This is a genomic window from Actinotalea fermentans, assembly GCF_007991475.1.
Taxonomy (GTDB): Bacteria; Actinomycetota; Actinomycetes; order Actinomycetales; family Cellulomonadaceae; genus Actinotalea; species Actinotalea fermentans.
This window is the reverse complement of sequence record NZ_BJYK01000009.1, coordinates 356,318-368,621: the sequence shown is the minus strand read 5'-3', so window position 1 is coordinate 368,621 and position 12,304 is coordinate 356,318. Positions and strand designations below refer to the sequence as shown.

Here is a 12,304-nt window from a genome sequence, read left to right as displayed (position 1 = left end):
GACACCCCGGTTGTTGTGAACGCTAACATCGCTGCGGGCGTGCGCCCGCCGACTGCCGCAGCGAGGCGATGGGGAGTGACGATGACGACCGAGGACCGTTCGGCTCAGGCGCGGGCGGAGATCGCCGCAGGACGCACGTCCCTCGGGATCGAGCTGGGCTCCACGCGCATCAAGGCGTGCCTGGTCGGCGCCGACGGCAGCACCCTCGCGGACGGCAGCCACGAGTGGGAGAACCAGTTCGTCGACCGCATGTGGACGTACTCGCTCGAGGACGTGTGGTCCGGGCTGCAGGCCTGCGTGGCCGAGCTGCAGGCCGACGTCCAGCGCCGCTACGGGGTGCCGCTGACCGACGTCGGCGCGCTCGGCGTCTCGGCCATGATGCACGGCTACCTGGCCTTCGACGCCGCCGGCGAGCTCCTTGTCCCCTTCCGCACCTGGCGGAACACCACGACCGGCGCGGCCGCCGCCGAGCTGAGCGCCCTGTTCGGCCACAACATCCCGCTGCGCTGGTCGGTCGCCCACCTGTACCAGGCGATCCTCGACGACGAGCCGCACGTGCCGCAGGTCGCGTCGCTGACCACGCTCGCCGGCTACGTGCACCAGAGGCTGACCGGCCGCCACGTCCTCGGCGTCGGCGACGCGTCCGGCATGTTCCCGATCGACCCCGCCACGCGGACCTACGACGCGCGGATGCTCGCCCAGTTCGACGAGCTCGTCGCGGAGCGCCGGCCCGGCCCGCGCCTGCCGCACCTGGGCGACCTGCTGCCCACGGTGCTGGTCGCGGGCCAGGAGGCCGGCCGGCTCACCGACGAGGGCGCGGCGCTGCTCGACCCGAGCGGCACCCTGCGCCCCGGCGCGCGCCTCTGCCCGCCCGAGGGCGACGCCGGCACCGGGATGGTGGCGACGAACGCCGTCGCGCGCCGGACCGGCAACGTGAGCGTCGGCACCTCGATCTTCGCGATGGTCGTCCTCGAGCGGCCGCTCGAGCGGCAGCACCACGAGCTGGACCTGGTCACGACGCCGGCGGGCGACCTCGTGGCGATGGTGCACTGCAACAACGGCGCGAGCGAGCTCGGCGCCTGGGCGGACCTCTTCGGCCGGTTCGCCACCGCGCTGGGCACCCCGGCGGAGCCTGACGCCGTCTTCGGCGCGCTGCTGCGCGAGGCCCTGGCGGGCGACGCCGACGGCGGTGGCCTGGTCGCGTACAACTACCTCTCCGGCGAGCCGATCACCGGCCTGGAGGAGGGTCGGCCGCTGTTCGTGCGCACGCCCGACTCGCGGCTGACCCTGGCGAACTTCATGCGTACGCAGGTCTACGGCGCGTTCGCGACGCTGAGCCTCGGCATGCGGGTGCTCGCCGCCGAGGGCGTCGAGCTGGACGTGCTGGCCGCGCACGGCGGCCTGTTCCGCACCGCAGGCGTCGCGCAGCGGCTGCTCGCCGCCGCCGTCGACGCGCCCGTCGCCGTCGCGCGCACCGCGAGCGAGGGCGGGCCGTGGGGCATGGCCGTGCTGGCGGGGTACCTGCTCGCGAAGGCCGACGGCACCACGGACGAGGACCTCGGCGCCTACCTCGCCACGCGCGTCTTCGCGGGCGCGGAGGTCGATGTCGTCGCGCCGCTCGCCGATGACGTGGCCGGGTACGCGGCCTTCCTCGAGCGGTACGAGGCCGGCCTGCCGGTCGAGCGCGCCGCCACCGAGGCCCTCTAGGCCGGACGAGCACCGGATCCCGAACCCAGCAGCGCAGAACCGAGCAGCGCAGAGACCAGCAGTGCAGGAGGCAGCGTGACGAGCACCCCGGGCCTGGCGGCCTACCCGAGCGAGGTCCGCGAGGAGGTCGAGCGCGTGCGCGCACTCGTGTGCGACCTGCACGCCGAGCTGCCGCGGTGGGGCCTGGTCGTCTGGACGGCGGGCAACGTCTCGCAGCGCGTCCGCGTGCCGGGCGGCGAGGACCTGCTGGTCATCAAGCCGAGCGGCGTGACCTACGACGACCTCACGCCCGAGTCGATGGTCGTGTGCGACCTGGAGGGGAACCTCGTCGACGGGAGCCGTGCGCCGTCGTCGGACACCGCGGCGCACGCGTACGTGTACCAGCACATGCCGCAGGTCGGCGGCGTCGTGCACACGCACTCCACCTACGCGACGGCGTGGGCCGCGCGGGGCGAGGAGGTGCCGTGCGTGCTGACGATGATGGCCGACGAGTTCGGCGGGCCCATCCCGATCGGGCCGTTCGCGCTGATCGGCGACGACTCGATCGGCCGCGGCATCGTCGAGACGCTGCGCGACTCGCGGAGCCGGGCGGTGCTGATGCGCAACCACGGGCCGTTCACCATCGGCCGCGACGCGAAGGACGCCGTGAAGGCGGCCGTGATGGTCGAGGAGGTCGCGCGGACCGTGCACATCTCGCGGCAGCTGGGGGAGCCCCTGCCGATCGCGCAGTCCGACATCGACTCGCTGTACGCGCGCTACCAGAACGTCTACGGCCAGGGCGACTCCGCCCCGGTCAACCCCTGACCCACCGGTCGCCCCGGCGGCCCCACGACCACCGCATCGAAGACGAGCGAGGAGAGCAGCGCATGAGCAAGGCGTACGCCGACAAGGAGATCTGGTTCGCCACGGGCAGCCAGCACCTGTACGGCCCCGAGACCCTGGCGCAGGTGGCCGAGCAGTCGCAGGCCATCGCGCGGCTGCTCGACGAGTCGGACGCCGTGCCCGCGCGCGTCGTCTGGAAGCCGGTCCTGACCGGCTCCGACGCGATCCGCCGCCTCGCGCTGGAGGCCAACGCGTCCGACGCGTGCATCGGCGTCATCGCGTGGATGCACACCTTCTCCCCGGCGAAGATGTGGATCGCGGGCCTCGAGGCGCTGCGCACCCCGCTGCTGCACCTGCACACGCAGGCCAACGTCGAGCTGCCGTGGGACACCATCGACTTCGACTTCATGAACCTCAACCAGGCCGCGCACGGCGACCGGGAGTTCGGGTACATCCAGACACGGCTCGGGGTGGCCCGGAAGACCGTCGTCGGGCACGCGTCCTCGCCCGTGGTGCAGGAGAAGGTGGGCACCTGGGCCCGCGCCGCGGCCGGCTGGGCCGCCGCGCACGACCTGCGCCTGGCCCGCTTCGGCGACAACATGCGCAACGTCGCGGTCACCGAGGGCGACAAGACCGAGGCCGAGGTGCGGTTCGGCGTCAGCGTGAACACGTGGGGCGTGAACGACCTGGTCGCGGCGGTGGACGAGGTGGCCGACGGCGACGTCGACGCGCTGGTCGCCGAGTACGAGGACCTGTACGACGTCGTGCCGGATCTGCGCAAGGGCGGCGAGCGGCACGACTCGCTGCGCTACGGCGCCCGCCAGGAGCTCGCGCTGCTCACCCTCCTGGAGGGCCTCGGCGCGACCGCCTTCACGACGACGTTCGAGGACCTCGGCGCGCTGCGCCAGCTCCCGGGCCTGGCCGTCCAGCGGCTCATGTCGAAGGGCTACGGCTTCGGCGCGGAGGGCGACTGGAAGACGGCCGTCCTCGTCCGCATCGCCAAGGTGATGGGCCAGGGCCTGCCCGGCGGCGCCTCCCTGATGGAGGACTACACGTACAACCTGACGCCCGGCGAGGAGAAAATCCTCGGCGCGCACATGCTCGAGATCTGCCCGAGCCTGACGACGGGCAGGCCGAGCCTCGAGATCCACCCGCTCGGCATCGGCGGCAAGGAGGACCCGGTCCGGCTGGTGTTCAACACCGACCCGGGCCCCGGCCTCGTCGTCGCGATGTCGGACATGCGGGACCGGTTCCGGCTGACGGCGAACGTCGTCGACGTCGTCGAGCACCCGCCGCTGCCGCACCTGCCGGTGGCGCGCGCGGTGTGGCGCCCGGCGCCGGACCTGGCGACGTCGGCCGAGGCCTGGCTGATGGCCGGCGCGGCGCACCACACGGTGATGACCACGCAGGTGGGCGTCGACGTGTTCGCGGACTTCGCGGCGATGGCGCGGACGGAGCTGCTCGTCATCGACGAGCAGACGACCACGCGCGGCTTCGCCAACGAGCTGCGCTGGAATCAGGTCTGGTTCCACCTGGCCCAGGGCTTCTGACGGGCCCGGCCGACGGCACACCCGCTGCCGAGGCCGAGGGTTTGCTCCGAGGACGAGGGGTTCGAAGCCTCGTTCTCGCGTCGAACCCTCGTCCTCGCGGGTGAGGGACCGCCGCTCGTGTGAGAGGGGCGCGAGAGGTCGCGCTCCCACTTCTGCACCCTCGACGGGGTGGCGAAGGCTTGCGTATGCTTTCGGTTGGGAAAGCCGACCGACAGCGTGCGAAAGGTGCCTTCGCCGCCCCGTTGTGCGTGAAGCGGGGCGGGGGACACTTTCGCGGTCGAGTCGGAACTTTCGTGATCAGGTCGTGAGCAGCGTTACGGTTTCGTAATCGGAAGTTGACTTCACGAAGTTGACCCAGGGGTTGTGATCGCTCACAATCGACGCGTGCTCAACGAGGAGACCGATCTCCTGCCCGTGCCGGTCCGGCGCGAGCGGATGCTGCAGCTCATCACGGACCGCGAGTTCGTCCGCGTGTCCGAGCTGGCCGAGACCTTCGGCATCTCCGACGTCACCGTGCGCGCCGACCTCGCATCGCTCGAGACCTCGCACGCCGTGCGCCGCGTCCGCGGCGGGGCGATGCCGCCGGCCCGCGGTGCCCGTCCCGAGCCCTCGTTCGAGGAGTCGCTCGTCGAGTTCGCCCACGAGAAGCAGCGGATCGGCGAGTACGCCGCCTCGCTCGTCCAGTCGGGCATGGGCGTCCTGCTCGACGTCGGCACGACGACGACGGCCGTCGCGCGAGCGCTCGTGGCCCGCGCGGACCTCGAGCGCGTCACCGTGGTGACCAACGGGCTCAACATCGCGCTCGAGCTGGAGCGCGCGATGCCGCGGCTCACCGTCGTCGTCACCGGCGGCACCCTGCGCCGGCTGCAGCACTCGCTCGTGAACCCGCTGGCGACCGTGCTGCTCGAGCAGCTGCACGTCGACATCGCGTTCGTCGGGTGCAACGGGGTGGACCCCGACGGCTTCACCAACATCAACCTGCCCGAGGCCGAGGTCAAGCGGTCGATCATCGCGGCCGCCCGGCGCGCCGTGGTCGTCGCGGACGGCTCGAAGCTCGGCCAGACGCACCTCGGACGCATCGCCCGGCTCGGGGACGTCCACACGCTCGTCACCGGCCCGTCCGCGCCCGAGCACGAGGTGCGGCGGCTCGAGCGGGCGGGGCTCGACGTCGTGCGCGTCGAGTAGCGCCAGCACAACAGAAGACTTCCTGGCCGGTCCCGAGGTGGCGGTCAGGTCGCCCGGGACGGTCCAACGGGAGCGCCCCGACTCAGGAAGAGCAGTAGATCTCGAGGAGGAGATTCATGAGCACCAGGAAGTTCGCCGCGGTCGCGGCGGGCCTGACGCTCGCCCTGTCCCTCGCCGCGTGCGGTGGGAGCGGTGCGGGTAGCACGGACGACGAGTCCACCGACACCGGTGACGGCACCACCACCGAGACCGAGGAGGGCGGTCTGATCGGCGTCGCGATGCCGACCCAGACCTCCGAGCGGTGGATCGCCGACGGCAACGCGGTCAAGGACGGCCTCGAGGAGCTCGGCTACGAGGTCGACCTCCAGTTCGCCAACGACGACATCCCCACGCAGACGCAGCAGATCGACCAGATGATCACCAACGGCGCCAAGGCGCTGATCATCGCGGCGATCGACGGCACGGCGCTCACGAGCCAGCTCGAGGCCGCCGCCGCCGCGGACATCCCGGTCATCTCGTACGACCGCCTCATCCGTGACTCCGAGAACGTCGACTTCTACGTGACGTTCGACAACTACAAGGTCGGCGTGCAGCAGGCGAACTCGCTGCTCGTGGGCCTCGGCCTGCTCAACGCTGACGGCTCCGAGGGCGACGCCACCGGTCCGTTCAACGTCGAGCTCTTCGCCGGCTCGCTCGACGACAACAACGCGCACTTCTTCTGGAAGGGCGCGATGGACACCCTCAAGCCGTACTTCGACGCCGGCACCCTCGTCGTCCCGTCCGGCCAGATGGACATCGAGCAGACCAACATCCTGCGCTGGCAGCAGGAGACGGCCCAGCGCCGCATGGAGGACCTCCTGACCGGTACGTACAACGACGGCAAGCCGCTGCACGGCGTCCTGTCGCCGTACGACGGCCTGTCGCGCGGCATCATCACCGCGCTCCAGGGCGTGGGCATGGGCCCGACCGTCGCCGAGGGCCTGCCGGTCGTCACCGGCCAGGACGCCGAGATCGCCTCGGTCAAGTCCATCGCCGACGACGTCCAGTTCTCGACGATCTTCAAGGACACCCGCAAGCTCGCCGCGCAGGCCGTCATCGCTGCCGAGGCGTACCTGAAGGGTGAGACCCCGGAGGCCAACGACACCACGACGTACGACAACGGCGTCAAGGTCGTCCCGTCCTTCCTGCTCGAGTCGGACGTCGTGTACGCCGACAACATCCAGTCGCTGCTGGTCGACTCGGGCTACTGGACCGAGGAGGAGGTCGCCTCCGGCGTCGCCGAGGGCTGACCTGACCGGCCCGGCCCGGCGGAGCCACCGCCGGGCCGGGCCACTCCCGGCCGACCGTCGGCCCCCGACGAAGCGAGGTTTTGTGGCATGACCGACAACATCCTGGAGATGCGCTCCATCACCAAGACGTTCCCCGGCGTCAAGGCGCTGCAGGACGTGTCCCTCACCGTCCGTCGCGGCGAGATCCACGCGATCTGCGGTGAGAACGGGGCCGGCAAGTCGACCCTGATGAAGGTGCTCTCCGGCGTCTACCCGCACGGCACGTACGACGGGGAGATCCACTTCGACGGCGCCGAGGTGCAGTTCGGGTCGATCAACGACTCCGAGGCGCGCGGCATCGTCATCATCCACCAGGAGCTCGCGCTGGTGCCGTTCCTCAGCGCGGCCGAGAACATCTTCCTGGGCAACGAGCGGCGAGGCGCGGGCGGCCTCATCGACTGGAACCGCACCAACGCCGAGGCCGCCGAGCTGATGGCCCGCGTGGGCCTGAACGAGAAGCCCGTGACCCCGGTCAGCCAGCTCGGCGTCGGCAAGCAGCAGCTCATCGAGATCGCCAAGGCGCTCTCGAAGGAGGTCAAGCTGCTCATCCTCGACGAGCCGACGGCCGCCCTGAACGACAACGACTCCGAGCACCTGCTCGAGCTGCTGCGCCAGCTGAAGGCGCAGGGGATCACCTCGATCATGATCTCCCACAAGCTCAACGAGATCGCCGAGATCGCCGACCGCACCACGATCATCCGGGACGGTCGGACCATCGAGACCCTCGACATGTCCCAGCCCGAGGCCACGCAGGACCGCATGATCCGCAGCATGGTCGGCCGCGACCTCGAGCACCGCTACCCCGAGCGGACCCCCAACGTCGGCGAGGAGCTGCTGCGGGTCGAGGGCTGGACGGTGCACCACCCCACGCAGCCGGGCCGCGTCGTCGTCGACAACGCCAGCTTCACCGTGAACGCGGGCGAGGTCGTGGGCATCGCCGGCCTGATGGGCGCCGGCCGCACCGAGCTGGCGATGAGCCTGTTCGGCAGGTCGTACGGGCGCAACATCACCGGCCAGGTCTTCAAGCACGGCCAGGAGATCCAGGTGCACACCGTCTCCGACGCCATCGACCACGGGATCGCCTACGCGACCGAGGACCGCAAGCGCTACGGCCTGAACCTCATCGAGGACATCCGCAAGAACATCACCGCGGCGAGCCTCGGCAAGGTCTCCCGGCGTGGCTGGGTGAACAGCAACGAGGAGATGAAGGTCGCCGAGGAGTACCGGGGCAACCTGAACATCAAGGCCCCCACGGTGATGGCGCTCGCGGGCAAGCTCTCCGGCGGCAACCAGCAGAAGGTCGTCCTGAGCAAGTGGATCTTCACGGACGCCGACGTCCTCATCCTCGACGAGCCCACCCGCGGCATCGACGTCGGGGCGAAGTACGAGATCTACACGATCATCAACCGGATGGTCGCCGCGGGTAAGGCGGTCGTCGTCATCTCGTCCGAGCTGCCCGAGCTGCTCGGCATCTGCGACCGCGTGTACACGCTCGCCTTCGGCCGGATCACCGGCGTGCTCCCCGTCGCCGACGCGACCCAGGAGCGGCTGATGGAACTCATGACCATGGAAAAGGAGACGGCCCGATGAGCGCCGCGACTGAGACGACGATGCGGGAACCCGTTCCCGCGGGCGACGACGACAAGGGCGCGATGCGCGCGCTGGCGTCGGCCCTGACCGGGAACCTGCGCCAGAGCGGCATCTTCCTCGCGTTCGCCGCGATCGTGCTGATCTTCTCGCTCGCGCACGACCAGTTCCTGAGCCCGAGCAACCTCACGAACATCGTGCTGCAGTACTCCTACATCCTGATCCTGGCGATCGGCATGCTGATCGTCATCGTGGCGGGCCACATCGACCTGTCGGTCGGATCGGTCGTGGCCCTCACGGGCGCGGTCGCGGCGACGCTCGTCATCCGCGAGGGTCAGCCGTGGTGGGTCGGCGTGCTGGCCGCCCTTGCCGTCGGCTTCCTGGTCGGCGCGTGGCACGGCTTCTGGGTGGCGCGGGTCGGCATCCCGGCCTTCATCGTCACGCTCGCGGGCCTGCTGATCTTCCGGGGCCTGACGTTCCTGACGCTCAGCAGCATCTCGCTGTCGCCGTTCGGCGGCACCTACTACCAGATCGCCAACGGGTTCCAGAACGGTCTGTTCGGCGGCTACGGCGTCGACGTCTTCACGCTCGTGGTGTTCGGCGCGGCCGTGGCCGTCTACGCCTGGACGGCCTGGCGCAGCCGCCGCGCCCGTCAGCGCTACCAGCAGCAGGTCGAGGCGTTCTGGTGGTTCGTGGCGAAGATCGTCGTGGTCGCCGCCGTCGTGATGTGGTTCGCGTACCAGCTCGCGAGCAGCCGGGGCCTGCCGAACGTGCTGGTCCTGCTCGGCGTGCTCATCGTCATCTACACGCTCGTCACGCAGCGCTCGGTGTTCGGGCGCCACGTGTACGCCATCGGCGGCAACCTCAACGCCGCCCAGCTGTCGGGTGTGAAGGTCAAGAAGGTCAACTTCTGGATCTTCGTGAACATGGGTGTGCTGTCCTCCGTGGCGGGCATCGTGTTCTCGTCCCGCATGAACGGGGCCCAGCCCAGCGCCGGCAACTCGTTCGAGCTCGACGCGATCGCGGCCTGCTTCGTCGGTGGCGCGGCCGTCACCGGCGGCGTCGGGCGGGTGACCGGGGCCATGATCGGTGGCCTGATCATGGCGGTCATGAGCAACGGCATGCAGCTGCTCGGCGTCGAGACGGCCTGGCAGCAGGTCGTCAAGGGCATGGTCCTGCTGCTCGCCGTCGCGTTCGACGTGTTCAACAAGCGCCGCGCCGAGGCGGCCCGCTGACGTTCCACCTGCTCGGCTGACGAGGGGCCCGGTCCGCACCTGGTGCGGTCCGGGCCCCTCGTGTCGGGCGGCCCGGTGCCCAGGCCGCCGCCCTGCCGTGTCACCCGTGTCACCCGTGTGCCGGGGTACGGTTCACACCCTGGCAATCTGCATGGATCATGATCGACCAGGACGTTCCGCGCGCATCCACGGTCGCGCGGTGGACGCCGGCAGCGGCTCTGGGCCGCCGGTGCCGGCCGGGTGCGGTGGGAGAGCGATGAGCCTGGACGAGGCAATGGGCGACGGTGGCGCACGGGGCGAGACCTACCGCGCGGCGGCGCGGGCGGCCGTGGCGGAGCTGGACGAGATCGACGCGGTGACCCTCGCACTCCAGGCGCGGATCGCGAAGCTGCGCACCCGTGCCGCGCACCTCACCGCGCTCCTCGACGCGCTCGGGGACGTGGTGCCCGACGCCGCGCGTCGCCCCGTGCCGTGGGAGCCGCCGGCCGTGCCCGACGGCGTCGTCGACGGCGCCGAGCTGCCGCGCCGCAGGCGCCGGCGCGACGAGCGGGTGGACGGCGCGCGCGCGGACGTGCTCGATGCCCTGCCGGTGCGGGTGGGCCCGCGGCCGACGCCCGGGCCCGACCTGGCACCCGAGGACGTGCTGCGCACGGGGCTCACCGACGGGCGGCACGCCGACGCCGCGAGCGAGCTGTTCACCCCGCTGCCCGCGGACGTGCAGGCCTGGGGCTGACCGTCCGGCCGTCGCCCAGGGTCAGGGCCGCGCGGCGAAGCGCTCCAGCAGGTCGGCGCTGCCGGAGACGATGAGGATGTCGTTGGCCGAGATCCGGGTGTCGGGCGTCGCGTAGACGAAGTCCTCGCCCGGCGGCTTCACGCCGATCACCGTGACGCCGTACCGCTTGCGGATCTGCGACTGCTCGAGCGTGAAGCCCTGCGTCTCGCGCGGCGGGCGCATCTTCACGATCGTGAAGTCGTCCTCGACCTCGATGTAGTCCAGCAGCTTGCCGCTGACCAGGTGCGCCACGCGGTTGCCGGCGTCGGCCTCGGGCAGCACGACGTGGTGCACGCCGATGCGCCGCAGGATCCGCGAGTGCTCGGCCGAGATGGCCTTGGCCCAGATCTGCGGCACCCCGAGGTCGACGAGGTTCCCCGCGATGAGCACGCTCGCCTCGAGCGAGGTGCCGACGCCGACGACGGCGACGGGGAAGTCGTGCACGCCGAGCTGGACGAGGGCCTCGGGGTTGGTGCAGTCGGCCTCCACGAGCGGGAAGCGGCCGGTGAACTGAGCGACGATGTCCGCGGACCGCTCGGCCGCGAGGACGTCGTGGCCGAGCCGTTCCAGGGTGAGCGCGATCGCGGAGCCGAACCGGCCCAGGCCGATGACGAGCGTCCCGGAGGTCCGCTCCTTCTCCTTCTCCGCCTTGGGCGGCCGACCCGCGAGCGGGGCCCGTGGCGCGGGGCGGGGTGCGACGTCAGCCAATGATCGGCCTCTCCTCGGGGTAGCGGATCACCCGGCGCCGGTCGCGCAGGGCGAGAGCAGCCGCCACTGTGATTGTGCCCGTCCGGCCGGCGAACATGAGCGCGGCCAGCACGTACTTCGCCGAGTCCGGCAGGTCGGGGGTGATGCCGGTGCTCAGCCCCACGGTGCCGAAGGCGGAGATCACCTCGAACAGGACCTTGTCGAGCGACAGGCTCGTGATCTCGAGCACGAGCAGCGTGGCGACGAGCACGAGGGCGGTGCCGACCATCGTGACGGCGACCGCGAGGCGCAGCGTCTCGCGCGGGATCCGGCGGCCGAACGCCTCCATGTCCCGGTCACCGCGGGCCTCGGACAGGATCGCGAGCAGCAGGATCGCGAAGGTCGTGACCTTGATGCCGCCCGCCGTCGACGCGCTGCCGCCGCCGATGAACATCACGGCGTCGGTGAGCAGCCAGCTCGCCTCGTGCATCTCGCCGACGTCGATGGTCGACAGGCCGCCCGACCGCGGCATCACGCCCGCGAAGATCGACGCCAGCACGCGCTGGTCCGCGGGCAGCCCGCCGAGCGTGTCCTCGTTGGTCCACTCCATCGCGCCCAGCAGGAGCGTCGTCGCGCCGAGCACCGCGAGCGACATCGTGATGGTCAGCTTGCTGTGCAGCGTGAGGTGGCGGAACCGCCAGCCGTGCCGCGCCAGGTTGAAGATCACGGGGAAGCCGAGCGACCCGACGAAGACGCCGAGCGCGATCGGCAGGCACACCCACCAGTCGCCGACGTAGGGGACCAGGCCCTCGGGCGTGGGCACGAAGCCCGCGTTGTTGAAGGACGACACGGCGTAGAACACCCCGTGCCAGACCGCCTCCCCGGTGCTCTCGTTCAGCACGAGGAACCGCGGGACGAGCAGCGCCGCGATGCCGCCCTGGATGGTCAGCGAGGTGATGACGACGACGCGGATGAGCGAGCCGACCTCGCCGAGCCCGCGGCTGCCGACCTCGGCCTGCGCCAGGAGCTTCTGCGTCAGGCCGATCCGGCGCGACACGGCCAGGCCGAGGATCGACGCCAGGGTCATCACGCCCAGGCCGCCGACCCAGATGGCGAGCAGGAGCACGGCCTGGCCGAACACCGACCAGTGCGTGCCCGTGTCGACCACGGTCAGCCCGGTGACGCAGACGGCGGACACGGCCGTGAAGAGCGTGTCCACGAAGGACGTCGTGCGGTCGCCGGCCGTCGCGGCCGGCAGGGAGAGCAGCCCGGTGAAGATGGCGATGATCCCCGCGAACGCTGCGAGGGTGAGCCGAGCCGGCGATCGTCTCGCGGCCTCGTCCACCATCTCGCGGACCGCGGCGATCGGTCGCGGGACCTCCATCGCCACCTCCTCAGCCGCCCAACTCTGGCACATCGCAGGCCCGGCTG

At 71.1% G+C, this 12,304-nt stretch carries 10 protein-coding genes; 8 read left to right on the top strand and 2 right to left on the bottom strand.

The window, feature by feature from the left end; all coding sequences use genetic code 11:
* The first annotated feature begins 81 nt into the window (after positions 1-81).
* From AFE02nite_RS13635 to AFE02nite_RS13600, 8 genes are all read left to right on the top strand, one after another.
* Positions 82-1,707 carry a xylulokinase gene (locus AFE02nite_RS13635; RefSeq protein ID WP_146819827.1) on the top strand — a complete coding sequence of 542 codons (1,626 nt, stop codon included), beginning with the start codon at positions 82-84 and terminating at the stop codon, positions 1,705-1,707.
* Between the two features lie 75 nt (positions 1,708-1,782).
* A complete protein-coding gene (locus AFE02nite_RS13630; protein WP_052113687.1) occupies positions 1,783-2,511 on the top strand; it encodes an L-ribulose-5-phosphate 4-epimerase in 729 nt (242 codons plus the stop codon).
* A gap of 62 nt (positions 2,512-2,573) precedes the next feature.
* Positions 2,574-4,079 (top strand): L-arabinose isomerase, encoded by a 1,506-nt coding sequence (gene araA / locus AFE02nite_RS13625; RefSeq protein ID WP_034246181.1) that lies wholly within the window; start codon positions 2,574-2,576, stop codon positions 4,077-4,079.
* Between the two features lie 384 nt (positions 4,080-4,463).
* The gene (locus AFE02nite_RS13620) at positions 4,464-5,264 is read left to right on the top strand and encodes a DeoR/GlpR family DNA-binding transcription regulator (RefSeq protein ID WP_034246184.1); all 801 of its coding nucleotides are present in this window, start codon (positions 4,464-4,466) and stop codon (positions 5,262-5,264) included.
* 116 nt (positions 5,265-5,380) lie between these two features.
* A complete protein-coding gene (gene chvE, locus AFE02nite_RS13615; RefSeq protein WP_034246187.1) occupies positions 5,381-6,553 on the top strand; it encodes a multiple monosaccharide ABC transporter substrate-binding protein in 1,173 nt (390 codons plus the stop codon).
* A gap of 87 nt (positions 6,554-6,640) precedes the next feature.
* On the top strand, positions 6,641-8,182 hold the full coding sequence (gene mmsA, locus AFE02nite_RS13610) for a multiple monosaccharide ABC transporter ATP-binding protein (RefSeq protein WP_034246190.1): 1,542 nt from the start codon (positions 6,641-6,643) through the stop codon (positions 8,180-8,182).
* A gap of 62 nt (positions 8,183-8,244) precedes the next feature.
* Positions 8,245-9,414: a multiple monosaccharide ABC transporter permease gene (gene mmsB, locus AFE02nite_RS13605; RefSeq protein WP_034246208.1), complete on the top strand. Its 1,170-nt coding sequence runs from the start codon at positions 8,245-8,247 to the stop codon at positions 9,412-9,414.
* A 256-nt stretch (positions 9,415-9,670) separates the two neighbouring features.
* Positions 9,671-10,147 carry a hypothetical protein gene (locus AFE02nite_RS13600; RefSeq protein ID WP_146819826.1) on the top strand — a complete coding sequence of 159 codons (477 nt, stop codon included), beginning with the start codon at positions 9,671-9,673 and terminating at the stop codon, positions 10,145-10,147.
* Positions 10,148-10,168: 21 nt separating this feature from the next.
* On the opposite strand, the gene AFE02nite_RS13595 is transcribed toward AFE02nite_RS13600, so the two are convergent.
* Entirely contained in the window at positions 10,169-10,795 is a 627-nt protein-coding gene (locus AFE02nite_RS13595) for a potassium channel family protein (RefSeq protein WP_261765649.1), read from the bottom strand.
* A gap of 91 nt (positions 10,796-10,886) precedes the next feature.
* Positions 10,887-12,257: a TrkH family potassium uptake protein gene (locus tag AFE02nite_RS13590; protein ID WP_034248433.1), complete on the bottom strand. Its 1,371-nt coding sequence runs from the start codon at positions 12,255-12,257 to the stop codon at positions 10,887-10,889.
* Positions 12,258-12,304: the final 47 nt, after the last annotated feature.

What these genes read in the sequence shown, in the direction of transcription:
- mmsB (WP_034246208.1), top strand. Translation starts at nt 8,245, where the DNA reads ATGCGCGCGCTGGCGTCGGCCCTGACCGGGAACCTGCGCCAGAGCGGC.
- AFE02nite_RS13600 (WP_146819826.1), top strand. Translation starts at nt 9,671, where the DNA reads ATGAGCCTGGACGAGGCAATGGGCGACGGTGGCGCACGGGGCGAGACC.
- araA (WP_034246181.1), top strand. Translation starts at nt 2,574, where the DNA reads ATGAGCAAGGCGTACGCCGACAAGGAGATCTGGTTCGCCACGGGCAGC.
- chvE (WP_034246187.1), top strand. Translation starts at nt 5,381, where the DNA reads ATGAGCACCAGGAAGTTCGCCGCGGTCGCGGCGGGCCTGACGCTCGCC.
- mmsA (WP_034246190.1), top strand. Translation starts at nt 6,641, where the DNA reads ATGACCGACAACATCCTGGAGATGCGCTCCATCACCAAGACGTTCCCC.
- AFE02nite_RS13635 (WP_146819827.1), top strand. Translation starts at nt 82, where the DNA reads ATGACGACCGAGGACCGTTCGGCTCAGGCGCGGGCGGAGATCGCCGCA.
- AFE02nite_RS13590 (WP_034248433.1), bottom strand. Translation starts at nt 12,257, where the DNA reads ATGGAGGTCCCGCGACCGATCGCCGCGGTCCGCGAGATGGTGGACGAG.